The organism is Mucilaginibacter sp. P2_A4, assembly GCF_056405015.1.
On record NZ_JBFUCX010000025.1, the window covers coordinates 1 to 23,850 of the forward strand.

At 41.3% G+C, this 23,850-nt stretch carries 20 protein-coding genes; 14 read left to right on the forward strand and 6 right to left on the reverse strand.

Going from position 1 to position 23,850, the window contains the following annotated elements; translation table 11 throughout:
• Positions 1 to 2: 2 nt before the first annotated feature.
• Complete coding sequence (locus AC1DYB_RS29425; RefSeq protein ID WP_477440378.1) at positions 3 to 1,064, forward strand: mannose-1-phosphate guanylyltransferase; 1,062 nt, start codon at positions 3 to 5, stop codon at positions 1,062 to 1,064.
• A gap of 66 nt (positions 1,065 to 1,130) precedes the next feature.
• Here the strand turns inward: AC1DYB_RS29425 and rlmB are convergent, their stop codons facing one another.
• On the reverse strand, positions 1,131 to 1,901 hold the full coding sequence (rlmB, locus tag AC1DYB_RS29430) for a 23S rRNA (guanosine(2251)-2'-O)-methyltransferase RlmB (protein ID WP_295713141.1): 771 nt from the start codon (positions 1,899 to 1,901) through the stop codon (positions 1,131 to 1,133).
• 293 nt (positions 1,902 to 2,194) lie between these two features.
• Between rlmB and dnaB the strand changes: the two genes are divergently transcribed.
• Positions 2,195 to 3,760 (forward strand): replicative DNA helicase, encoded by a 1,566-nt coding sequence (gene dnaB, locus AC1DYB_RS29435; protein ID WP_295713142.1) that lies wholly within the window; start codon positions 2,195 to 2,197, stop codon positions 3,758 to 3,760.
• 231 nt (positions 3,761 to 3,991) lie between these two features.
• Here dnaB and chrA read toward each other — a convergent pair whose 3' ends face one another.
• Positions 3,992 to 5,191 (reverse strand): chromate efflux transporter, encoded by a 1,200-nt coding sequence (gene chrA, locus AC1DYB_RS29440; protein ID WP_477398597.1) that lies wholly within the window; start codon positions 5,189 to 5,191, stop codon positions 3,992 to 3,994.
• A gap of 11 nt (positions 5,192 to 5,202) precedes the next feature.
• Positions 5,203 to 5,544 (reverse strand): tetratricopeptide repeat protein, encoded by a 342-nt coding sequence (locus tag AC1DYB_RS29445; protein ID WP_295713145.1) that lies wholly within the window; start codon positions 5,542 to 5,544, stop codon positions 5,203 to 5,205.
• Positions 5,545 to 5,589: 45 nt separating this feature from the next.
• Between AC1DYB_RS29445 and AC1DYB_RS29450 the strand changes: the two genes are divergently transcribed.
• The 5 genes from AC1DYB_RS29450 (at position 5,590) to AC1DYB_RS29470 (ending at position 10,579) form a co-directional block, all read left to right on the forward strand.
• The gene (locus AC1DYB_RS29450; RefSeq protein ID WP_477398601.1) at positions 5,590 to 6,327 is read left to right on the forward strand and encodes an electron transfer flavoprotein subunit beta/FixA family protein; all 738 of its coding nucleotides are present in this window, start codon (positions 5,590 to 5,592) and stop codon (positions 6,325 to 6,327) included.
• 37 nt (positions 6,328 to 6,364) lie between these two features.
• On the forward strand, positions 6,365 to 7,342 hold the full coding sequence (locus AC1DYB_RS29455; RefSeq protein ID WP_477440381.1) for an electron transfer flavoprotein subunit alpha/FixB family protein: 978 nt from the start codon (positions 6,365 to 6,367) through the stop codon (positions 7,340 to 7,342).
• A gap of 25 nt (positions 7,343 to 7,367) precedes the next feature.
• Entirely contained in the window at positions 7,368 to 7,970 is a 603-nt protein-coding gene (locus AC1DYB_RS29460) for a bifunctional nuclease family protein (RefSeq protein WP_295713152.1), read from the forward strand.
• A 240-nt stretch (positions 7,971 to 8,210) separates the two neighbouring features.
• On the forward strand, positions 8,211 to 9,470 hold the full coding sequence (locus tag AC1DYB_RS29465; RefSeq protein ID WP_295713154.1) for a nucleoside permease: 1,260 nt from the start codon (positions 8,211 to 8,213) through the stop codon (positions 9,468 to 9,470).
• 71 nt (positions 9,471 to 9,541) lie between these two features.
• Positions 9,542 to 10,579, forward strand: a complete 1,038-nt coding sequence (locus tag AC1DYB_RS29470) for a DUF3667 domain-containing protein (RefSeq protein ID WP_477440383.1) — start codon at positions 9,542 to 9,544, stop codon at positions 10,577 to 10,579.
• Between the two features lie 73 nt (positions 10,580 to 10,652).
• Here the strand turns inward: AC1DYB_RS29470 and AC1DYB_RS29475 are convergent, their stop codons facing one another.
• Together AC1DYB_RS29475 and AC1DYB_RS29480 are read right to left on the reverse strand one after the other, a co-directional pair.
• Positions 10,653 to 11,366, reverse strand: coding sequence for a ThuA domain-containing protein (locus tag AC1DYB_RS29475; protein ID WP_477440385.1), 714 nt, complete (start codon positions 11,364 to 11,366; stop codon positions 10,653 to 10,655).
• 91 nt (positions 11,367 to 11,457) lie between these two features.
• Complete coding sequence (locus tag AC1DYB_RS29480; protein ID WP_477440387.1) at positions 11,458 to 13,167, reverse strand: GMC oxidoreductase; 1,710 nt, start codon at positions 13,165 to 13,167, stop codon at positions 11,458 to 11,460.
• Between the two features lie 220 nt (positions 13,168 to 13,387).
• Here AC1DYB_RS29480 and AC1DYB_RS29485 point away from each other — a divergent pair, with 220 nt between their 5' ends.
• The 7 genes from AC1DYB_RS29485 (at position 13,388) to AC1DYB_RS29515 (ending at position 20,474) form a co-directional block, all read left to right on the forward strand.
• Complete coding sequence (locus AC1DYB_RS29485; RefSeq protein ID WP_477440389.1) at positions 13,388 to 14,230, forward strand: MOSC domain-containing protein; 843 nt, start codon at positions 13,388 to 13,390, stop codon at positions 14,228 to 14,230.
• A complete protein-coding gene (locus AC1DYB_RS29490; RefSeq protein ID WP_477440391.1) occupies positions 14,227 to 14,505 on the forward strand; it encodes an Rdx family protein in 279 nt (92 codons plus the stop codon). The genes AC1DYB_RS29485 and AC1DYB_RS29490 overlap by 4 nt, the downstream gene beginning before the upstream one ends.
• Before the next feature lie 236 nt (positions 14,506 to 14,741).
• Complete coding sequence (locus tag AC1DYB_RS29495; protein WP_295713166.1) at positions 14,742 to 15,176, forward strand: RrF2 family transcriptional regulator; 435 nt, start codon at positions 14,742 to 14,744, stop codon at positions 15,174 to 15,176.
• Positions 15,177 to 15,409: 233 nt separating this feature from the next.
• On the forward strand, positions 15,410 to 17,500 hold the full coding sequence (locus AC1DYB_RS29500; protein WP_477440393.1) for a nitrite reductase: 2,091 nt from the start codon (positions 15,410 to 15,412) through the stop codon (positions 17,498 to 17,500).
• Positions 17,500 to 18,276 (forward strand): uroporphyrinogen-III C-methyltransferase, encoded by a 777-nt coding sequence (cobA, locus tag AC1DYB_RS29505; protein ID WP_477440395.1) that lies wholly within the window; start codon positions 17,500 to 17,502, stop codon positions 18,274 to 18,276. The genes AC1DYB_RS29500 and cobA overlap by 1 nt, the downstream gene beginning before the upstream one ends.
• Complete coding sequence (locus tag AC1DYB_RS29510) at positions 18,254 to 19,762, forward strand: TSUP family transporter (RefSeq protein ID WP_477440398.1); 1,509 nt, start codon at positions 18,254 to 18,256, stop codon at positions 19,760 to 19,762. Before cobA ends, AC1DYB_RS29510 begins: the two co-directional genes overlap by 23 nt.
• A gap of 1 nt (position 19,763) precedes the next feature.
• Positions 19,764 to 20,474 carry a phosphoadenylyl-sulfate reductase gene (locus AC1DYB_RS29515; protein ID WP_477440400.1) on the forward strand — a complete coding sequence of 237 codons (711 nt, stop codon included), beginning with the start codon at positions 19,764 to 19,766 and terminating at the stop codon, positions 20,472 to 20,474.
• Positions 20,475 to 20,854: 380 nt separating this feature from the next.
• Here AC1DYB_RS29515 and AC1DYB_RS29520 read toward each other — a convergent pair whose 3' ends face one another.
• On the reverse strand, positions 20,855 to 23,797 hold the full coding sequence (locus AC1DYB_RS29520) for a TonB-dependent receptor (protein WP_477440402.1): 2,943 nt from the start codon (positions 23,795 to 23,797) through the stop codon (positions 20,855 to 20,857).
• Between the last annotated feature and the right edge of the window lie 53 nt (positions 23,798 to 23,850).

Genomic DNA, 23,850 nt, shown 5'->3' on the forward strand with positions numbered 1-23,850 from the left:
TCATTATGGCAGGCGGAATAGGCAGCCGTTTTTGGCCGATAAGTCGTACTTCACACCCCAAACAGTTTATAGATATCCTGGGAACCGGTAAAACTTTAATACAAAACACCTACGAACGCTTCCTGAAAGTGTGCCCCAAAGAAAATATTTACATTGTAACCAATGAAAACTATACCAAACTGGTAAAAGCCCAGCTTCCGGATATGGAAGACCAGCAGATACTCACCGAGCCGGTAATGCGTAACACAGCCCCCTGTGTAGCGTATGGCTGTTTCAAGATAGAAAGCATGAATCCTGACGCGGCTATCGTGGTGGCCCCTTCAGATCAGCAGATCCTGGATGAGGATGCCTTTGTAAGCTCCATTGAAAAATCACTGCGAACAGCAACCGAGCATAATTGCCTGGTAACCCTGGGCATCAAGCCCACCAGGCCGGATACCGGTTATGGATATATACAGTATACCGAAAATACCATCAGCGAAGATTTTCATAAGGTTAAAACCTTTACCGAGAAACCTACACTGGAGATAGCCAAAACCTTTATCCAAAGCGGCGACTTTTTGTGGAACGCGGGCATCTTTGTATGGTCGGCAAAAGCAATTGTAAAAGCATTTGATACGCATTTACCCGAGATGCATGAGATATTTACCGATGCCAAGCCTTACTATAATACCGATAAAGAAAAAGCCTATATCCATAAAGCTTACCAGCATTGTATCAATATCTCGATAGATTACGGGGTGATGGAAAAAGCCGGCAACGTATATGTACTGCCATCGGAGTTTGGCTGGAGCGACCTGGGCACCTGGGCATCTATTTATGACCTGGCCGAAAAGGATTATGTAGGCAATGCCGTTATCCCCTCAGATAAGGTGATCATGTACGATTCATCTAACTGTATGGTCAATGTGCCTGGTGAGAAGCTGGTGATTCTTCGGGGCCTGCATGACTTTATCGTGGTGGAATCAAACAACACCCTGCTTATTTGCCCAAGGGATCAGGAGCAAAGCGTTAAACAGGTTGTAGCTGATGTGAAGAGTAAGTTTGGAGCAAAGTACATTTAATTGGTGAGTGGTTGATTAGGTGAGTTGTTATTTTCGGAAAGAAACTACTCACCTAATCAAACCCAATCAACCATTCACCGCATTACGTTGTCTTATCGCCTCATACAAAATCACACCTGTTGATACAGATACGTTAAGTGATTCAATCTCGCCAAACATCGGGATTTTAGCAAGGTGATCTGAAATTCGTATAATCTCGTTACGGATTCCATCCTCTTCAGAGCCCATAATGATAGCTGTGGGGGCGGTATAGTCCGGTACATAAATATCGTCCTTCGTTTTTTCGGTACAGCAAACCAGCTGCAACCCCGATTCCTGTAGAAATTTAACGGTTTGCATGAAATTATCATGGCGGCAAACGGGTATCTTGTACAATGCCCCTGCTGATGTCTTTATAGCGTCGGGATTTATTTGTGCTGATCCTTTTGCCGGTATCACAATAGCGTGTACACCGGCACACTCCGCTGTACGGGCTATGGCTCCCATATTACGCACATCGGTTATCGAATCCAAAACTAATATCAATGGCACCTCACCCTTTTCAAATACCTCAGGAATAATATTCTCTATCTTTTGATAAATAATAGGCGAAATAAAAGCAACTGCGCCCTGGTGATTTTTAGCGGTTAAGCGATTAAGTTTTTCAACGGGGACTTGTTGGGCAGTTATATTATATTCGGTTAACAAAGCCTTTAGTTCAAACGATAAACCACCTGCCACACCACGTTGTATATATAAAGCCTCAATTTCTTTTCCGGAAGTAATGGCTTCCATAATGGCCCTGATACCAAAAACCATTTGGTTACTCTCTCTTTGAGGTCTTGAATTAAATGTCATTTTTACTATTGAATTATTTTGCAAAAGTAGCTATATTAATTGATTTTGCAGTTATTGAACTCAATTGCCATTTTGGTTCAATTGTAATAGTTAACAAATTGAAACGTTATCAACATGGCTTTAACGCATTGATAACCAAATGATGTTAGTTCTTATCAACACTTTACTAACAATTCGGTGTCAATTTCCCGCCTTAAATTATCAAGCTGAGAATGATTGATTTAAAACTTCGATACACTATGTTAGTTGAATAGTTTCCGGTCTGAATTTTTTTTGTATATTTTTGTTGCCTTATGAGTTTTGAGAACGAGAATCAGTATAACAAGCCTAATACAAACGAACGACGTAGCCGGATAACTAACCCAACTCCATATAGTGGAATGGGTAAACTTCCACCGCAGGCAACGGATCTTGAGGAGGCAGTATTAGGGGCATTGATGCTGGAAAAAGATGCCCTTTCATCAGTGATTGACGTTTTAAAGCCCGAAGTTTTTTACCGCGACAACCATCAAAAAATATTTACGGCCATAAAAGTACTTTTTGAAAAGTCTCAACCGGTCGATATCCTTACCGTAACCGCAGAGTTACGTAAACTTGGCGAACTGGAGATGATTGGCGGGGCTTATTATATAACAGAACTTACCAGTCGTGTTGCATCGGCAGCTAATATTGAGTTTCACTCCCGTATCATCATCCAAAAATATATTCAGCGCGAACTGATTAGGATCTCGACCGAAACAATCAATAGCGCTTATGAAGATACCAGCGATGTGCTGGACCTGTTAGACAAAGCAGAAAAAAACCTTTTTGAAATAGCTCAGAGCAACTTACGCCGTGACGCCCGCAAAATGGACGATCTGGTACAGGAAGCGTTGAAAGATATTGAATCTTTAAAAGATAAAAAAGACGGATTAACAGGTGTGCCATCAGGTTTTACCGGTTTAGATCGTATGACCTCGGGCTGGCAAAAATCTGATTTGGTGATTATAGCTGCCCGTCCAGCGATGGGTAAAACGGCTTTCGTATTAAGTTGTGCACGTAACGCCGCGGTTGATTTTGATAAGCCTACCGTAGTATTTTCGCTGGAGATGTCGTCGGTACAGTTGGTGAATCGTCTGATTGCCGGCGAGGCCGAAATTGAGCAGGAAAAGATCCGTAAGGGAACGCTGGAGGAATGGGAATGGCAACAGATCCACTCCAAAATTGGCCGACTTGAAAAATCTGTCTTCATTATTGACGATACTCCGGCCCTTAACATATTTGAATTTAGGGCTAAATGCCGCCGTTTAAAAGCACAGCACGATATACAGCTAATCATCATCGATTACTTGCAGTTGATGCATGGTAAGGCTGCAGATGGTAAAGGCGGCGGTAACCGTGAACAGGAAATTGGTAGTATTTCACGTGCCTTAAAATCGGTTGCAAAGGAATTGAATGTTCCGGTGATTGCGCTGTCGCAGTTAAGTCGTGCGGTGGAGCAAAGGCCGGGTAACTCCAAAAGGCCGATGCTGTCGGATTTGCGTGAATCTGGATCGATCGAGCAAGATGCGGATATGGTATTATTCCTTTACCGCCCTGAATATTACGGTTTAACTGAAGATGAAGACGGTAACCCTACACAAGGTGTTGGTGAGGTAATTATTGCTAAGCACCGTAACGGTGAAACGGGTACGGTCAGGCTTAAATTCGTTGGTAAATATGTGAAGTTCGCCAACCTTGAAGAAGGAATGGATGGCTTCCCTCCTGCTGCCGGAAGTGCTTTCGCCGGCTTGGCGCCGTCACAGGATTTTGAAAAACAAAGCAACTTTATTATCCGTCCTTCAAGAATGGACGATATTGATGACGAGCCGCCATTTTAATATGTAAATCATAGATTTCTGATGTGCCGATGTTAGCACACCATTGCGATATAACAACAAACCCCGATTTCGAAAAGAAACCGGGGTTTGTTGTTATATATAATTGTTGTAACTCCGCATTCGGGCTAATAGATTGTGGTTAACACTCCTGCTACACTCTTAACATGGTACTTCCTTGCGGGTACACCAAACTTAACTCCCGAAGGTATTTATAACCTGAAATAAAATAAATCAAATAATAAATCCCAACACTACGCCAATTAAGATTATCAGCGGTGTTTTTATCCTGGTAAAATGGAGTAGCAAAAACGTAGCAAGCATCAAGACATAGGCCAGCCAGTTACCGCCAAACGGGCGTACTAATAATATTAACGCTGTAGCCATAAAACCTACTGCAACAGCATTGATACCATTTAAAGAGTTTTTGATACGGGTTATCTTCTTTAAGTCTTCCCAAAATGGCACAATAAACAAAATAAGAATCAAGCCTGGAGTATTAACACCTATAACGGCTACAATACTACCAATGATCTGACCGCCAATACCGTAGCCTTTGTTACCTAAAGTGATACCACCCAAAAAGGAAGTGAATGAAAATGTGGGGCCAGGCAAAGCCTGTTGCAAAGCATATCCAGAAAGAAACTCCGAACTGCTCAGGTAATGCTTCACCTCCACAAATTCAGTATACATCAGTGGCACCATTACCTGCCCGCCACCAAATATTAATATCCCGTTACGGTAAAAATTCTCAAACAAACGAATAGGCAAACTGAAAGGAGATGTTTGATTAATTATGGCGCCCAAAGCAGCAAAGAATAGTAGGATCCCTATAAAGTATGCCACTTTGTTTGGGTTTACATTTGAATATAACTTTACCCTCAGTTCATTTTCCTGTGGCTGAGTCTCCATAGCCGATGATATAATTCCTCCCAGTAAAATCAATAAAGGGAATGCATATGCGTTTTGCAAAATAAGTGTCGCAATGAGTGATCCTATAGCCAACATCATGCTTACCCTTGTTTTTAAAAACTTGTGAGCAAAACTATAAGTAGCGTAAGCAACAATACCCACAGCCATGGGTTGTACAAAGCTTATCACATGATTAAACTTACCCTGGTTGGCAAACATTTTATAACTTATGGCTGCCATTGCCATAATAGCGGCCGACGGCAAAATCCATATCAGGAAAGTGATTAACGCCAGTTGTAGCCCCCCCACTTTCCAGGCAATGCCAACCAGTGTTTGCGTTGATGAAGGCCCCGGCAATACCTGCGAGAGGGCATTCAGCTCCATCAATTCTTCTTCGGTAATATAGCGCCGCTTATGAACAAACTCACGCAGCAATACCGCAATATGAGCCTGCGGCCCTCCAAAAGCGGTAAAAGTGTATATTAAAACATCCCTGAGGAATAGCAAATGACGTTTTTTCAAAATCAAAAAGCTTAATAGTCGTCGTCATCTTCTTCAATGCCCATAGCTGATCTGTAAACAGCCTGCAATTCCGAAAAAGCATGATTATCACGCTTCGCTTTGGTTACTTTCATGCCGTTTTCATAGGTTGTAATGGCATCCTGTTTACGATTAAGTGCTTCGTAAAGCTTCCCTAAGTGGTAGTAAGTACCCACATAACCGGGATGATTATTAATAAGGTCTTCGTAATAACTCAATGCCTTATCTACCTGATTAAGACGCAGATATTCTGTAGCAAGTGCGTATTTTAAAAACTCGTCGTTGGGTTCATTCTTTATAAATTCCAGTAGCTTATCCAATCTGCTCAACTCCATTTTAAACTCTATCTTTTTTAACTAAATTTGCAAAAACCTATTGATATGAAAATCCTGGTATGTGTAAGTAATGTTCCTGATACCACCACAAAAATAACCTTTACTGATAACAACACCCAATTTAATACAAATGGTGTTCAATTTATATTAAATCCTTACGATGAGATAGCACTTGCGCGTGCTATTGAGTTAACCGATGGCGGTAAAGGTACAGTAACTGTTATTAATGTTGGTGAAGTGAGCACAGAGGCCACTATCCGCAAGGCTTTGGCAATTGGGGCTACCGATGCTGTACGTATAAATGCCAAACCTCACGATGCCTGGTATGTAGCTTATCAAATAGCTCAATATGTAAAAGCTAATCCTTTCGATTTAATCCTGACCGGTCGTGAATCAATCGACTATAACGGATCAAAGGTTGCAGGTATGCTGGGCGAGTTATTAGATCTGCCATCAGTATCTATTATTAAAAAACTGGATGTAAGCGAAAGCAGCGCTACTGTTGAACGTGAGATTGAGGGCGGTAAAGAGATCCTTACTATTCCTTTCCCCTTTGTAGCGGGCGCGGCTGAAGGTGTTGCAGAACCTAAGATCCCTAATATGCGTGGTATTATGTCGGCGCGTACCAAACCATTAATCGTTGTTGAGCCTTTAGAGGTAAAAACATTTTCAGAGATCGTTAGTTATGAAACACTGTCTATTCGTGGGCAGGTAAAACTGGTTGCTGCCGATGACACAGCCAAACTTGTTGAACTATTACATACCGAAGCGCGCGTTATTTAATTTTACCCAAATCGACCTTTACAAAACACATGATCATATGTCAGTTTTAATATATGCGGAAAACGCCGGCGGAAAGTTCAAAAAGTCAATTTTTGAAGCAGTGAGTTACGCCCGTGCAATTGCCGATCAAAATAATACCAACCTCGTGGCAATTTCCATTGGAGATGTAGGCACAGGTGAATTAGCTTTATTAGGTAAATACGGTGCCGAAAAAGTATTAAATGTTACTGGTGAAAAACTTAAAAATTTTGTAAACCAGGCCTACGCCTCTGTGATAGCCGATGCTGCCAAACAGCAGAATGCTGATATAGTGGTGTTATCTAACACCTTCTCTGGCCGTGGTTTGGCTCCCCGTTTAGGTGTAAAGCTGGAGGCAGGACTTGCCGATGGCGCGGTAGCCTTACCCGAGCAAAAAAACGGTAAATTTACCGTAAAAAAGACTGCGTTTTCTGGCAAAGCATTTGCCATAGTTGAATTAACCTCTGCAAATAAGGTTATTGCATTGGTACCTAATTCTTATAAAGTTGTTGAAACAGGTGGATCTGCGCAGGTGGAAGACTTTAGTGTTGAAACAAAAGAATCTGATTTTAAAGCGTTAATCAAAGAGATCGTACGCTCAACTGATAAAGTTTCATTGCCTGATGCTGAGATAGTTGTTTCTGCAGGCCGTGGGCTTAAGGGCCCTGAAAACTGGGGTATGATTGAAGAGCTGGCCAACCTGTTGGGAGCCGCTACAGCATGCTCAAAACCGGTATCAGACGCTGGCTGGAGACCCCATAGTGAACATGTTGGACAAACAGGCATAGCTGTCAGTCCAAATTTGTATATTGCGATAGGAATTTCAGGGGCTATTCAGCATCTGGCAGGCATCAGTTCTTCAAAGGTTATAGTGGTTATCAATAAGGATCCCGAAGCTCCCTTTTTTAAGGTGGCAGATTACGGTATAGTTGGTGATGCATTTGAAGTGGTGCCCCAATTAATAGCGGCGGTTAAAGAATATAAGGCTTCAGCATAAAATAAAAGGTGCGATGGGTAACAACATGAAAAAAATTAAGCTGGATATAGTAGGATTATCATACAGTCAAACTCAATCCGGCGCTTATGCTTTAGTTTTAGGTGAGGTGAGTGGCAGGCGCAGACTACCTATTATTATTGGCAGTTTTGAGGCTCAGGCTATTGCTATAGAAATAGAAAAAATGACCCCGAGCCGCCCGCTAACGCACGACCTTTTTAAAAGTTTTGCGCAAGCCTACCAGATAGAGGTGCAGGAAATTATTATTTATAACCTGGTTGATGGTATCTTTTATTCCAAGCTAATCTGTAGTGATGGTAAACGTTCGGTTGAGATTGATGCCCGTACATCGGATGCTATTGCAGTAGCTGTAAGGTTTGATTGCCCAATTTTTACCTATGAATTTATACTATCAACGGCAGGTATTGTGATCGAGGGCAACGATTTCGTTTACCTTGAAAATATCAATGAAAGCCAGGACGATAAATCAGCGGGTACATCTGTTGGTAGCGGCTTTGCATCCCTAAGCATTGATGAACTAAAAACAAAACTACAGGAGGCTCTTGCAGAAGAGTCGTACGAAAAAGCAGCTAAAATCCGCGACGAGTTAAATAAGCGTAAAGCATCCTGATTTCGGCTTTGAGAATTTTGGCGGGGGGATTATCAAATACATGTTCCGCAGTCGAAATTCTCAAATCATATATATTGAAAATCGAATAATAAAACACCTCCCTTGTAAACTCATCAGCAAGGCGTAACATTTAGGCTCAATTCGCTAAATACTGTCCCTCTTAGCTTTCTGATTTACATTTATTTCACTACTTTTCGCTTTTAATTTAACACAAAAAAAATTATTTAAACCCAGTACTGTATGAATATTAAGTTCCGCTTAATACTGATGAATTTTATGCAATTCTTTGTGTGGGGGGCATGGTTGCTTACTGTAGGCGCTTATTGGTTTCAAAACAAAGGATGGTCTGGTGCGCAGTTCGGGGCAATTTTTTCAACCATGGGCATTTCATCCATATTTATGCCTGCCCTTGCGGGTATCATATCAGATAAATGGATCAATGCCGAAAAGCTGTATGGTACATTACATATTTTAGGGGCTATAGTTTTGTTTTGCGTGCCAATGGTAACAAGCCCCACAGTATTTTTTTGGGTTATATTGCTCAATATGATATTCTATATGCCAACCTTATCTTTATCTATAACGGTTGCTTATTCGGCTTTAAAAGGCGAAGGTAAGGATGTGGTTAAAGTTTACCCTCCTATTCGCGTATGGGGAACAGTTGGATTTATTGCAGCGTTGTTGGTGGTAGATGTTACCAAAAGCGAGACCAGTGCCAATCAATTTTACATTGCATCCGGCGTGGCATTGGCATTAGGTATATTTTCGTTCTCGCTACCTAAATGCCCTCCATTATTAGGTAAAGCAGGTAAGAAAACATTGAGGGATGCGCTTGGTTTAAATGCGTTCGAACTATTCAAAACACCAAAGTTTGCCATCTTTTTTGGGTTCTCGTTACTTTTAGGTGCAGCCTTGCAGCTGACCAACGCTTACGGCACTACATATATTTTAGACTTTGCAAAAACACCTGCCTATAAAGGTTTATTTGCCGTAGAACATTCCAGCGCGATCATTTCCATTTCGCAGGTATCCGAAACGCTTTTCATTTTAGCTATACCTTTCTTTTTACGCAAGTTTGGTATCAAAAATGTAATGCTGTTCAGTATGCTGGCCTGGGTTTTACGTTTTGGTTTATTTGCGTTTGGCAATCCGGCCAGCGGTTTATGGATGATCATCCTATCCTGCATTGTTTACGGTATGGCCTTTGATTTCTTTAATATTTCAGGATCGTTATTTGTGGAAACACAAACCACTCCCGAAATACGCGGCAGTGCGCAGGGCTTGTTTATGATGATGGTAAACGGTTTCGGTGCTTTTTTTGGAAGTATTGCCAGCGGCTTTATTATTGATAAGTTTTTTATTCATGCCGATGGAAGTAAAGACTGGCATGGCATCTGGCTAACTTTTGCTGCCTATGCGCTGGTGATCGCGATTATATTTCCCTTCGTTTTCAGGTATAAACATAATATAGCATTAGAGCGTGCGATACAACATGCTTAAATCAATTGGCCAATAAGTCAATCTTATTCACTAACGCATAGCATTTAACGCATAGCATTACCCATTTACGAATGAAAAAACATTACCGCGAGGAAAATGATTGCCTAAACTGCGGAACAACCTTAGAGGGTAAGTTCTGTTATAATTGCGGACAGGAAAACCTACAGATAAAAGAGAGTTTTGGGCACATGATGACCCACGCGATCAGCGATTATTTTCACTTTGATCATCAGTTTTTTCATACGTTAAAGCCGCTGCTTTTTAACCCGGGTAAACTTACAACAGAGTATATGGCCGGGCATAGGGTACAATACCTGCACCCCGTAAAAATGTACATTTTTATAAGCCTGGTTTATTTTGTGTTGCTGTTTAAAAGCAATACGCCGGAGATTGTAAAAATAACTGATAGTGAAGCTAATACAGAGCAGTCGACCGATAGCCTAAAAACTACCCTCAAAAATGGCATCAACAATAGCGTGATACTTAGTCCTGCCCAAAAGAGAGTTATCAATAACAAAGTTGACTTTAAAGCGGACAGTATTAAAAATGCCAATGCTGTCGCCCATAAAAAAGACACCATTAAAACTTATCAGCAGTATCTTGCGGTTCAGCAAAAGCTGCCGGCTAATAAGCGGGATAATTTTATAGAACAATATTTAGAGAAGAAACAATTTCAATGGGCGCACGATGGCAAATCGGCTAATGAAATAATAAACGAAGGAATGAAACATAATCTACCCAAGATGATGTTTTTATTTTTGCCTTTATTTGCACTGATATTAAAGATCGCCTTTATTAAAAATAAAAAATTTTACGTAGAATACCTGATATATTCATTTCACTTTCATTGCTTCCTGTTTCTTTTTATTACCTTAATAATGGTGATTCAATTGCTTATTCCCCACCGCTTTATTGATGTTATCGTGATAATGGATATAGCTGCCCTATTAACGATACTATGGTACATGTATCGATCACTAAGGGTTGTTTATGGCCGGAGTCCGTTAAGAACAGTGACAAAAATGATAGGGATCTCGTTTAGTTATTTTGTGGTTTTTGCTATTTGCCTTACCTTATTGGCAGGGGTTACTGCGCTAACATCATTATAACAACAGCATGTTCAGAATTTAATAATTAACAAGTTATTAAATTCTGAACATGCACAAATTTTGATTCAGGGACCTATTTCTTCCCTATCGCATATTGAATGCCGCCCAATAAATGTTTCAAATACAATGGGTCAGCGTATGATTCATCTGTATGGCCCAACTCTGTATAAAAAGCCCTGCCGCCATCAAAACTATGGTACCAGCTCATGGGGTGATTGTCGCCATTCTCGCCACCGGTATAGCTTTTTTCATCAATTTTGATCAGTACATGCAGGTCATCACCTATCCATTTGTAGTTGTACCACTCATCCCAGCGTTTCCAATCCTGCGGTAAATGTTTGGTAGCAATAAAATTATGATCAACTACATGCAACACGGCTTCCTGCTGTTTGGGGTGACTTTTAAAATAGGCGCCAACCAATTTTCCATACCAGGGCCAATCATATTCGGTATCAGTTGCAGCATGTACACCTACAAAGCCTCCACCTGCTTTAATGTATTGCTCAAACGCAACCTGTTGGGTATCATTTAATACATCGCCGGTAGTGCTTAAAAATATTACAGCTGCGTACTGTTTTAAATTTTCGGTTGTGAACTTTTCTGCATTGGTTGTGCTATCCACGTCAAAACCATTCTCGGCTCCTAATTTCATAATGGCAGGTACCCCTACCGCTATTGAATTATGGTGAAAGCCGGCAGTTTTGCAGAAGATTAATACTTTGGTTTTGGCCGCTGCATTAACAATAGAAGCGCCTATTAGGAGGCAAATAATAGTTAGTTTTTTCATATTTATAGTTAGGTTATTTTTAACATGTTGGTCGCCCAAATGAGTTGTTATTACTTAGCGTTTTTTATTTTCCACTCATCTAATCAACCATCTACAAATTCCCCTTCTTCAACTCATCTGCTGCAAAATTTGCAGCACGCGCGGTTAATGCCATATAAGTTAGTGATGGATTTTGACATGCGGAAGATGTCATCGCTGCACCATCGGTAACAAAAACATTTTTGGCATCCCAAACTTGGTTATGTTCGTTTAAAACCGAAGTTTTAGGGTCGCGGCCCATGCGCGCTGTACCCATTTCATGGATGCCATCGCCTATGTTATGTCCCCTGTCATGTGTTTGAACGTTTTTAACCCCGGCACTTTCAAGCATTGCTTTGGCTTCTTTAACAATATCGATGCGCATCTTCATCTCATTCTCCCTTATCACCGCATCCATAGCTAAAATAGGCAAGCCCCATTTGTCTTTACGGGTTTTATCTAACGTGATCTTGTTATCGTGATAAGGCAGTAGTTCGCCAAAGCCACCGATGCCTATTTGCCAGTCTCCCGGTTCGGTTATGGCATCTTTGTATTGCGCACCAATATTCATCTCTGCAATTTCACGGCTCCAGCCTGTTCTGCTCGCTGCGCCCTGGTAACCAAAGCCACGAAGGTAATCGCGCTTATCGCCAAATAAGTTGGCAAAACGTACCACATAAATACCATTGGCCCGTCTGCCATAGTAATATTTGTCTTCGAAACCCTCTACCGAGCCGGAAGCACCCAGGTTGTAGTGGTGATCCATAATATTATGCCCTAATTCGCCACTACTGCTACCTAAACCATCTGGCCAGATATCAGTAGCAGAGTTCATGAGTACCCATGCGCTGTTTAACGCCGAAGCATTGACGAATACAATTTTAGCATGAAACTCATAAGTTTGATTGGTCTCGGCATCAAGCACCTCTACACCCGTAGCTTTTTGGGTATCCTTATCATAAATAATTTTAGTAACTATTGAATAAGGCCTAACTGTTAAATTTCCTGTAGACAAAGCAGCTGGTAAGGTTGATGATTGAGTACTAAAATAGCCCCCAAACGGGCATCCCTCCCAGCACCTGTTCCTAAACTCGCATTTGGTGCGGCCTGGTATCGCTGCCGTAAGGTTAGCCACCCTGCCAATAATCATATGCCTTTTACCCCCATAATTCTTTTTAATACGCTCGGCAACATCTTTTTCTACCCAGTTCAGGTCCATGGGCGGTAAGTAGTGTCCATCAGGTAATTGTGGTATCCCCTCCAATGATCCGCTGATACCGGCAAACTTCTCTACATGATCATACCATGGTGCCAGGTCTTTATATCTGATAGGCCAATCTATTGCCCAGCCATCCTTTGCATTTGCTTCAAAGTCAAAATCACTCCAGCGGTAGCTTTGCCTGCCCCATAAAATAGAGCGACCACCCATTTGATATGATCGCCACCAGTTAAAAGGTTTAACTTCGTGATATGGTGCCTCCTGCTCATTTACCCAATAGTCCATTATAGCTTCCTGCGCGCCCCAGTTACGTGAAATTACAGGCCTTGCTTTACGCTGCTCCTGTGTTACAGTTCCACGGTGTTCAAAATCCCAGGGATCTTTTGCAGCGGTTTTATAATCTTTAATGTGTTCAAAATTTCTTCCGCGCTCAAGCATTATGGTTTTTAGCCCTCTTCCGGTTAATTCCTTAGCCGCCCAGCCACCGCTGATTCCCGAGCCGATAACAATAGCATCATAGGTATTATCGGCTTTAGCTTTGCCGCTTACATTGTTTAATGGCATAATTTCACTAATTGGTTATAAGTAAATTAAGAAATGGTTTCGCAATTGGATAAAACAATATTATCAATTAAAATTAACTAAAGCAATCATTTGAAAATAAAACTACAATCGATTGTTGCGCAGATTTTAAACCATTATGGTTTGATTGTTACTTTTATAATGCCTGCAAGCAATCTGTTTCCATTTTTCTTACTTTTGCTTTGATCACCATTTTGCCACCATGCTCAAAGTAAGTCAACTATTCATCTACCCAATTAAATCCTTAGGCGGTATTCCGGTTAATAGCGCCGAGGTTACCTCGCGCGGCTTTAAGTATGACAGGCGCTGGATGCTGGTTGATGAACAAAACCGCTTTATTACGCAGCGTGAGCATACACAGATGGCATTAATAAAGGTGCAGATAGAAGACGATGGTTTATTGGTTAGTCACCATTTAAATGGATCTGTTAAAATACCTTTTCGATACCAGGAGCAAACTAAACACAACGTTGTCATCTGGGATGATACCTGCACAGGGGTATATGTTGGGGTTGAGTTTGATGAATGGTTTACCAGGGTTTTAGGGTTAAAATGCAGGCTGGTTTTTATGCCCGATGATGCAGAACGCGAGGTTGACCAGCGTTATGCCCTGCCAGGCATGATTACCTCTTTTGCTGATGCCTACCCTTTTTTGCTTATAGGCCAGGCTTCGTTGGACGAACTGAATTCACGCCTTCATGAGGCTTTGCCTATGAACAGGTTTCGTCCAAACATCGTTTTTATTGGCGGAGGGGCTTTTGAAGAAGATCAAATGAACCAAATGGACATTGCCGGTATCAGTTTTTATGGCGCCAAGTTGTGTGCCCGCTGTATCATGACCACCATAGACCAGCAAACCGGTATAAAAGCTAAAGAACCATTAAAAACATTGGCCAAATATAGGTTTAAGAATAATAAAATACTTTTCGGGCAAAATTTGATCCATAAAGGCACAGGCACTGTTACAGTAGGTGATGATATTACTGTTTTAAGTAAACACAATGAGGAGAGATTTATAGTTGAAAATAAATCATTGCTAAAATGAAACCAACCATCATAATTGAATATTGCCCAAAATGTAACTGGATGATGCGAGCTGCCTATATGGCTCAGGAACTACTTACTACTTTTACTGATGATGTGTATGGTATTACGCTTGTACCCAGCGAAGTAAGCGGCAGGTATACCATAAGTATTGACGATGTTGTTTTGTTTGACAGAAAAAAAGAAGGTCGTTTCCCAGAAATAAAGGAATTAAAGCAATTGGTAAGAGATAAGGTTAATCCGGAAAAAAGCCTCGGCCATTCAGATAAAAAGTAGCGTTTTGTTAAACTGCCGCCGTTTTCATTACAATAATTCATTTTATCATAATTTAAAAACAAACTAAACTTAAGCGCCTCCGTTTTTAATGCGAAAGAACAATGATGCTGTTGGCTTTCAAAATTTGTTAATTTTAAATCATTAAAAAGGTAAATAATATAGTATAGTGGTACTCTATAGTATTACTCGATATTTTTATTTAATATTGTTTAACTTTGTAAGTTTTATTTTAGAAAATGCTTTCCAAAAAAACTAAGTACGCTATTAAAGCATTGGTAATCCTGGGCAAAAACATGGATCAGCCACCAATGCAAATTTCACGAATCGCCGAGGCTGAACGTATCCCTAAAAAGTTCCTTGAGCAAATACTACTCGATCTTCGCAACGCGGGTTTCCTGTATAGTAAAAAAGGTGCTGGCGGTGGCTACAGTCTTAATCGCGACCCCAAAGAAATATTTTTGGTTAGTATTATGCGTATAACCGACGGCCCTATTGCCATGGTGCCCTGCGCCAGCTTAAATTTTTACCATAAATGCGATGAATGTCACCAGGAAACAACCTGTGGTATCAGGGATGTTTTTGTTGATGTAAGAGACGCAACCCTAAAGATATTAAGCGAAACCAGCATAGCTGATATCATATCGCGCGAGCAAACGCTCATCAACGTTTAATCTCATAAAACTGTCAAATCCATTCTTTTTTCAATTAAATTCTACCATTTCCCTATACTATGTATATATTTGGTAAATGAATAACATGTGCCCAATTCATACAAGTTATAAAATGCCCCTGCGTTGCTATTTGGCAGTTGGCGAGGTAAGGCTATAATTTGTATTAACCACACATGCCTCTTTAGCCAAAGCCAAAGAGGCTTTTTTATATAATTGATTAAAATAATTAAGATATGCAGAGCTTCAGAACAGAACTGGAGAACCCGATAGTTGAACAGGACATTATAGATCTGGAAAAAAAGATAAGGGCTTTTCGGGAAGGTAAAATTCATGACGAAAAATTCAGGAGCCTCCGTTTAGCACGTGGTGTTTATGGCCAACGACAGCCAGGTGTACAGATGGTACGTATAAAACTGCCATTTGGTAAAGTAACGTTTAAGCAGTTACTAAAGATTGCCGATATATCTGACGAATACGGAAGCCGTAACCTGCACCTTACCACCCGCCAGGATATTCAGATTCATTACGTAAGTCTTGATCGTACTCCCGAACTTTGGGCCAGATTGGAGCAGGATGATATTACCCTGCGCGAAGCATGCGGAAATACGGTAAGAAACGTGACCGCCTCTCCTACTGCGGGTATTGATCCGCTGGAACCGTTTGATGTTTCGCCTTATGCTCACGCTACTTTTGATTATTTTTTGCGGAATCCAATTTGCCAGGAGATGGGTCGTAAGTTCAAGATCTCCTTTTCATCAAGTGATGCGGATACTGCATTTTCCTATGTTCATGATATCGGCGCAATACCTAAAGTAAACGGCAATGGCGAGCGCGGGTTCAAAATATTATTGGGTGGTGGCTTAGGAGCACAGCCCATATTGGCCAGTATAGTTGAGGAGTTTTTACCAGAGGATCAGTTGATCCCATATATAGAAGCCATTATCCGTGTATTTGATCGCTATGGCGAACGTAATAACCGGAATAAAGCCCGCATGAAATATCTTATTCAAAAATTAGGATTGGATGAGGTTTTACGCCTGGCTAAAATTGAAAGAACTGCTATTAAGGTAAAAAGCTACCCTATTAATCGTGATGCTGTCGCTTTGCCTCTGCTTCCTGCAGAAACAAACTATGAGCAGGTTGAGGTAAGTAATCCATTTCGTTACGAGCAATGGTTAGCTACAAACGTATTTGAGCAAAAGCAACAAGGTTTTTACGGTGTATATATTAAAGTTCCTGTTGGCGATATCTCTTCAGATACCGCCCGCGAGTTGGTTAAAGTTTTGGAGCCATTGGTAGCCAACGAAATTCGCATCACCCAAAATCAGGGCTTGTTATTAAAATTTGTACGTAAAGAGGCACTGCCTGTTTTATATGAAGGTTTGGCCAAGCTGGATCTTGCCACGCCTGGTTTTGATACAGTGGCCGATGTAACTACCTGCCCCGGTACAGATACATGTAACCTTGGTATCAGCAATAGTATGACCATGGCCCGCGTGCTGGAAGACCTGATCTATAATGAATACGAAGACTTTATTTATAACCGCGACATTAAGATAAAAATAAGCGGATGTATGAATTCATGCGGACAGCATGGCTTGGCACATATTGGTTTCCATGGTAGTTCACTTAAGGCCGGCACAAGGGTATTACCTTCTGTACAGGTGATGTTAGGTGGTGGTACTGTTGGCGATGGCGTTGGCCGGGCTGCCGAAAGGGTAATCAAGGTGCCATCAAAAAGAGCTACTGATGTTTTAAGGATGGTGCTAAATGATTATAAAGAGTTTTCTCCCGAAGGTGAAACTTTCCATGCCTATTATGACAGGCAGGGTAAAGATTATTTTTACCGGATGTTAAAACCTCTTGCCGATTTAACCACCCTTACCGATGACGAATTTGTGGATTGGGGACACCAGGAAACTTATGTTAGCGCAATTGGTGTTGGCGAGTGTGCCGGTGTGGTGATAGATTTAGTTGCTACCCTTTTGTTTGAATCGGAAGAAAAAATGGGTTGGGCTAACGGCTCTTTTAAAGAAGGCGCATGGTCTGATGCTATTTATCATTCTTACAATGTATTCATCAGTTCGGCAAAAGCGTTGTTGCTTGATAAAGGCATAAACAGCAGCACACAGATTGGCATTATCAGAGAGTTTGATGCACAGTATGTTGCAACGGGCGAGTTTGCTATGCAGGGAAGTTTTAATGACGTGGTATTGCAGATTAACCAGAATGAGCCATCGGCCGAATTCGCAGCTGCATATTTAGCACAGGCTACTGAATTTTTAGGGAAAAGTAAAGCTCAAAGAGAGGCATTGGTACAATAATGACTGATAAAACAAAAGAACCCAAAATAACTTTAGTGGGTGCGGGTCCTGGTGATGCCGATCTGATTACAGTTAAAGCTATAAAAGCGTTAAAAACGGCAGATGTTGTTTTGTACGACGCATTAGTGAATGAAGAGTTACTTGACTACGCCCCAGAGACAGCTACACGGGTATATGTTGGTAAACGCTCTGGCGATCACACTTACTCACAAGAAGTTGTAAATAAATTAATGGTTGATTATGCCATTAATTACGGTCATGTGGTAAGGCTTAAAGGCGGCGACCCATTTGTATTTGGTCGTGGTTTCGAGGAACTGGATTTCGCGGCATCGTTTAATATTCCGGCATCTGTTATTCCGGGTATATCAAGCTCAATAGCGGTTGCCGAGTTGCAGAATATCCCTGTTACGCACCGCGGTTTAAGCGAAAGTTTCTGGGTAGTTACCGGCACCATATCAAACGGTAAAATATCACCCGATATGTATGATGCCGCCCGCAGCAAAGCAACTGTTGTTGTGCTGATGGGAATTAACAAATTGGCCGAAATTGCCGAGATATTTAAGAGTGAAGGTAAAAGCAAATTACCTGTGGCAGTTATACAAAGCGGCACCACAGTTGATGAAAAAGTTGCTATAGCTACAGTGGATACCATTGTTGATGCTGTTAAGGAAAATAAGATTGGTTCGCCAGCAATAATTGTGTTGGGCGAGGTAGTTTCGTTGCACCCAAAATTTCAGTTGATCAAAGAGATTTATGACGTTGTTGCCCAAGGATAAAAGTTTAACCAAGATTGAGCACGAAGATATCGGCGGCAACCAATTGTTCCCCGTATTTTTGAAGCTGAATAACCTGCATACAGTATTGGTAGGCGGCGGCAACGTGGGCCTTGAAAAGCTAACTGCTATTTTAAACAATAGTAATTACGCCAAGATAACCATAATCTCCAGGGAGTTTTTGCCAGAGATACATAGCCTTGCATCTGTTTATGAAGGCTTAAACATTATCCAGAAATCATTTACTGATGACGATCTGAATACCGCGGAGGTAGTTATTGCTGCTACTAATGATAGCGACCTGAATAATTACATCCGCCAATCGGCTCATGACCGCAAATTGCTCATCAATGTAGCCGACAAGCCCGAACTTTGTGATTTCTATTTAGGATCAATAGTGCAAAAGGGTGATCTTAAACTGGCCATATCTACCAACGGGAAATCGCCAACCGTAGCCAAGCGTTTAAAAGAAGTACTGAACGAGAGCCTGCCCGACGAGTTAGACGCCACCCTGCAACAAATGAGCGCTTTAAGAAATACGCTCAGCGGCGATTTTGCCGACAAGGTTAAAAAGCTTAACAGTGTAACGTCGGTACTGGTTGAACCCAAATCGGCGGTAATTAAGAATTTTATCTGGCTGATATGGTCAACTATTATTCTTTCCATAGCCATAGTTATAACTGCCCTATATTTCAGAGAACCAGCATTTAAAACATTTGTAGAGGGGGTAAACCCGCAATTCTATTACTTTTTAGGAGCTGGCTTTTTATTTGCCATGATTGATGGGGCCATAGGTATGTCATATGGTGTTACTTCTACTACCTTCTCCCTGTCAATGGGCATCCCTCCCGCTTCGGCCAGTATGGGTGTTCACCTTTCAGAGATCATGAGTTGCGGTATTGCCGGTTGGATGCACTACCGCATGGGCAATATCAACTGGAAACTGTTTAAATTACTGGTGATACCTGGTATTATTGGAGCCGTAACGGGTGCTTATTTGCTATCGTCGCTGGAGCATTACAGCATGTACACCAAGCCTGTGGTTTCCGTATATACTTTAATATTGGGTTGTGTAATATTATCAAAAGCGTTTAAAGTAAAGCGCAAAAAGTCGGTAGATAAAGTAAAGCGGATTTCGCTATTAGGTTTAGGCGGTGGCTTTATTGATGCTGTTGGTGGCGGTGGCTGGGGATCTATCGTATTATCAACACTAATAGCGGGTGGTCGCAGTCCTATATTTTCATTAGGTACGGTAAAGCTTTCAAGGTTTTTTATAGCGATGATGGGTTCTATTACCTTTATCGCCATGGTAAGCAGCGATCATTGGCAGGCTGTTGCCGGTTTAATATTAGGTAGTGCTTTGGCATCGCCTATAGCAGCAAAAATTTCTAACAAGATATCCACCAAAACCATCATGGTATCAGTAGGTATCATTGTAATATTGGTGAGTGTTAAATCAATTGTTTCCTTTATTTTAAAGGTGATATAATATGAACGAGGTAGTTAAACACATACAAGCATCTACAGCAGGTTTAGATCCTGTTGAGGCCCTTACCCGACTGGCTGAACTTTTCCCTGGCGAAATTGTGTTTTCGACAAGCTTTGGCTGGGAAGACCAGGCAATTAGCCATATGATCTTCGCCAACAAATTGCCTATCAAGGTTTTTACTTTAGAAACCGGCAGGCTTTTCCGCGAAACCTATTCTGTTTGGAGCAGTACTATGGACAGGTATAAACAACCTATTCATGCCTACTACCCTAACCAGGAGTTGTTGGAGCAAATGGTAAGTACCAAGGGGCCAAACAGTTTTTACGAATCGGTAGAGAATCGTAAAGAATGCTGTGGCATCCGTAAGATAGAACCTCTGAAGCGGGCTTTAAAAGGCAATAAACTATGGATCACCGGTATTCGTGCCGATCAATCTGTAAATCGCCATGATATGGAAGATGTGGAATGGGATGAGCAAAACCAATTAGCCAAGTATCACCCTATTTTTCATTGGACTTTAGATGACGTGAAGGCCTACATCAAAAAATACAACATCCCTTATAATTCTTTGCATGACAAAGGCTTCCCGAGTATTGGCTGTATGCCATGTACCCGTGCCATAGCCGAAGGTGAGGATTTCCGAGCCGGTCGCTGGTGGTGGGAAGATCAATCCAAAAAAGAATGTGGATTGCATGAAGTAACGGCGAAGTAAATAAAGACACTTTTTAATTATAAATTTATGCCAACCTGTCTGATAATCGGTTGGCTTTTTGTTATCCTGAACGATTTGAAGCACCTGTTATTCGCTATGTACCCTCTGCGAATAGATACTTCGTTTCTACCTACGGCAAGTTGTTGAATAACAGACTTACGAAGTTTTTAAAACTTCGTAAGTCTTTCGCAGCTTGGTATTTCCACCCTTAGAGTTCTCCGAATTTTATCAACTCAGAACGATAAACCTTTCTTAACGGCAATTCCCCTTCAGCATCCATCATGATTTTATGCCCCATAATAACGTGCCTTAAACAAAAAGCGGATAAGGTTTCCCTCATCCGCTTCTAAAAAAACTATATAAAACGTATTAAAAAGCTGCTATTTATTACCTGCAAGCAATCCATCCAGAGTAACCGATATATAATACAAGCCGCCAATAGTTGGGCCACCTGCATACTGGTAATAACGTTTGTTAAATATATCGCTTGCTCCTGCTTTAAATGTAGCATAGTATTGCGGCACGCGGTAAGTAACCTGGGCATCAAATGTACCTATTGAAGGAACACTACCGGTTACCAGCGGGCTTTCCCACAGGAATGAATTTTGCCATTTGTAAACAATGTTAAAGCCTACATTTTTCGCTACTTCGCGGTTACCAAATGATACGTTACCAGACCATTCCGGCGTGTTAAAGCCAGTAACAAAAATATCCGATTTGGATTGTGCTTTCAATTTATTAAAGCTCACGTTACCAGATACTGTATATCTTTTATAGAAATTGTAGCTGATGCCGGCCGAAGAGCCATAGTTATTATAAATATTTTTAGCATTGGTATAAACGCGATACCTGCTCTGGCCCTGGCTTGCAGCGTTATTTGCTGTAGCAGTAGTTGGGTCGCGGTTGATATCAAGCATGGATAATACGCCTGCATCAGTACCTACTTGTGTACCATTTGGCACAAATACCTGTACTTGTCCAAGAAACCCATTATAACGGTTTGTGTAAGCATCAATATCAATAAATACTTTATTATCTAACACAATACCTTTGTAGCCTACTTCATACGAAGTGATCTGCTCTGGTCTTGATGGCGGCAGGTCGGCTACTTTCAACAGATTCCTGTTGGCTAACGCAACCTGATCGCTACCTCCGGCAGCATTCACAGCGGCGTTAAAGGCAACTACAGATGATTGTGTATAGCTGTTACCCAAATAGCCTAATCCTTCATTAATAAAAGGTAAGCTACCCACACGTTTAACACGACCGTTGTTTACATAAGACAATGCCTCGAACAATGATGGGAACCGGTAACCGTTCTGGAAGGTAAACCTGAAATTATGGTTCTCATTCACGCTATAAACCGCAGCTAAACGAGGTGTAAATTTAGGTTTAAAATAAGGGTTGTAATCCCACCTTACCGAGCCAAATAATTTTAATTTTTCATCGAAAAAAGTTTTAGTTACCTGGGTAAAGGCGCCATATTTTTTGTAGATCACATCTTTACCGAAGCTTCCATCAGCCAATGGCGTGTTTCTATCAGCAATCGGGCGACTAAAGTCAACAAAGTTGTTACCATCAGGGGTAATTGAATATACACGCACATCGCCGCCAACCAACAGGTCCACAACTTTCACCTGACTTGTTAAATCCCATTGCGCCTCTGCATTATACATATGGCTTTTTTGTACCAATGCGGCACCACCGGTAAGAGGAGCATTTGGCAATAGCTTTGCATTATATATGTCCCAATTATTAATACCAATAATTGTTTTTCTTAAAGCATCAAATTCAGGTGTACCAGGCTCTACCCTGCCTTTATCGGCAGCTGCACGTGCAGCTTGTTCAGCGGCAGCAAGGTTTGCTGATGTTAAAACGCCGCCATTGTAAGCTTTAAGGGCATTTCCATAAGTTGTACCCCACGCTGAGTTGCTTGCATGATTCAGGTCAAGGTTATCTGCCAAAGGTTTTACGTTGAATGAATTTCCTGTATTCTCAATTGATTCATAAGCACGTACTAAAAATTCCTTCCCTTTTAGCTCAACTTTATGGTTTTGCACGGTGGCTCCCTGTAACGAAATTTTGTTACCGCGCTGAAACACACCATCCATCTTGCCATAGCGATAAGTGTATGATAATATGGTGCTGGGTGTTAATTTATAAGCCAATGTACCATCCAGTTTTAAATTGGATACCTTAGGGTTAACCAGGTCAACTTCATTATACCCTGTACGGGCCACGGTAAGGCCTGGTCTTGCTACGCCATCTACGGTAATACCTTTTACAACAACAGTATTACTGCCTGCAAGCGCATCATCACCATATTTGTTCCAGCCATCGTAAGCTGCATTGTTTGTTCCGGTTAATTCAGGATAAGCAGGATTTGCAGATTTTAAATTGGTTGGATTCTGATCCTTGCGGGTATCTGATTGCCAATCCTGGCCTTGCAGATAACTGGCGTTCAGTTTAAAAGCAAACTTATCGTTAAAAGCTTTGGCAAAGCGTATAGCAGTTTCGTTAAGTGCACTTGCCCCTAAACGATCGTTACCAACATGGTTTAAACCCTCGCGGTGATAAACGCTTAATCCCTGGTATTTGAAAGGATCTTTGGTTAATAAATTGGATAAACCATTTATAGCGTTAGTGCCATAAAGGGCAGCGGCTGCACCCGGCGTAATTTCAATGCTGGCGATATCCAGCTCGGTTGGGCCAATGGCATTACCAAGCGGTACGCCTAAGGTTGCCGATTGCATATCAACACCATCAACCAGCTGCATGAATCTAAAGTTGTTCGGACTGTTGAAGCCACGTGTGTTAGGCACCTTCAGCGTGATACTGGTGGTGGTCATTTGTACTCCCTTCACGTTCTCCAATGCGTCATAAAAACTTGGGCCGGGAGATTGTTTCAGGGCATTGATACTCAATTTTTCGATAGCCACCGGCGAGCGTAGTAGTTTTTCTTCCTTGCGGGAGGCTGTAACCACCACCTCGTTGATCAATAACGATTGGCTGACTAATTGGATATTTACGGAACTGTTGGCATTTTTAATATAGAACTCCTGCGGCTGAAAACCTATTGCGGTAAAAATTAAAGTATAGGGTAATTTAGCACTGGTAGTTAAAGAAAATTTACCGGTACTATCAGAAAAAGTTTTGTTTGTAGTTCCTTTTATGCTTACAGTTGTACCTACTAATGGCTCGCCATGATCATCTTTTACAATACCACTTATTATATAGGAGCCATTAAGTTGTGCGTGGCCGACGGCCGGGACAAGAACCAGGAAAAGTACAATGAACTTTAATGAATTAATAAATATTTTCATGAAAAGGGAATAGCGAAAATTTAAAATATGTGTTGATTAATTTGATGTTAAAT

Coding starts and splice junctions, on each gene's coding strand:
- AC1DYB_RS29490 (WP_477440391.1), top strand. CDS start 14,227: ATGAAACCAACCATCATAATTGAATATTGCCCAAAATGTAACTGGATG.
- AC1DYB_RS29445 (WP_295713145.1), bottom strand. CDS start 5,544: ATGGAGTTGAGCAGATTGGATAAGCTACTGGAATTTATAAAGAATGAA.
- AC1DYB_RS29470 (WP_477440383.1), top strand. CDS start 9,542: ATGAAAAAACATTACCGCGAGGAAAATGATTGCCTAAACTGCGGAACA.
- AC1DYB_RS29465 (WP_295713154.1), top strand. CDS start 8,211: ATGAATATTAAGTTCCGCTTAATACTGATGAATTTTATGCAATTCTTT.
- AC1DYB_RS29485 (WP_477440389.1), top strand. CDS start 13,388: ATGCTCAAAGTAAGTCAACTATTCATCTACCCAATTAAATCCTTAGGC.
- AC1DYB_RS29515 (WP_477440400.1), top strand. CDS start 19,764: ATGAACGAGGTAGTTAAACACATACAAGCATCTACAGCAGGTTTAGAT.
- AC1DYB_RS29460 (WP_295713152.1), top strand. CDS start 7,368: ATGAAAAAAATTAAGCTGGATATAGTAGGATTATCATACAGTCAAACT.
- AC1DYB_RS29480 (WP_477440387.1), bottom strand. CDS start 13,167: ATGCCATTAAACAATGTAAGCGGCAAAGCTAAAGCCGATAATACCTAT.
- dnaB (WP_295713142.1), top strand. CDS start 2,195: ATGAGTTTTGAGAACGAGAATCAGTATAACAAGCCTAATACAAACGAA.
- AC1DYB_RS29520 (WP_477440402.1), bottom strand. CDS start 23,797: ATGAAAATATTTATTAATTCATTAAAGTTCATTGTACTTTTCCTGGTT.
- AC1DYB_RS29500 (WP_477440393.1), top strand. CDS start 15,410: ATGCAGAGCTTCAGAACAGAACTGGAGAACCCGATAGTTGAACAGGAC.
- AC1DYB_RS29450 (WP_477398601.1), top strand. CDS start 5,590: ATGAAAATCCTGGTATGTGTAAGTAATGTTCCTGATACCACCACAAAA.
- AC1DYB_RS29475 (WP_477440385.1), bottom strand. CDS start 11,366: ATGAAAAAACTAACTATTATTTGCCTCCTAATAGGCGCTTCTATTGTT.
- cobA (WP_477440395.1), top strand. CDS start 17,500: ATGACTGATAAAACAAAAGAACCCAAAATAACTTTAGTGGGTGCGGGT.
- rlmB (WP_295713141.1), bottom strand. CDS start 1,901: ATGACATTTAATTCAAGACCTCAAAGAGAGAGTAACCAAATGGTTTTT.
- AC1DYB_RS29495 (WP_295713166.1), top strand. CDS start 14,742: ATGCTTTCCAAAAAAACTAAGTACGCTATTAAAGCATTGGTAATCCTG.
- AC1DYB_RS29510 (WP_477440398.1), top strand. CDS start 18,254: ATGACGTTGTTGCCCAAGGATAAAAGTTTAACCAAGATTGAGCACGAA.
- AC1DYB_RS29455 (WP_477440381.1), top strand. CDS start 6,365: ATGTCAGTTTTAATATATGCGGAAAACGCCGGCGGAAAGTTCAAAAAG.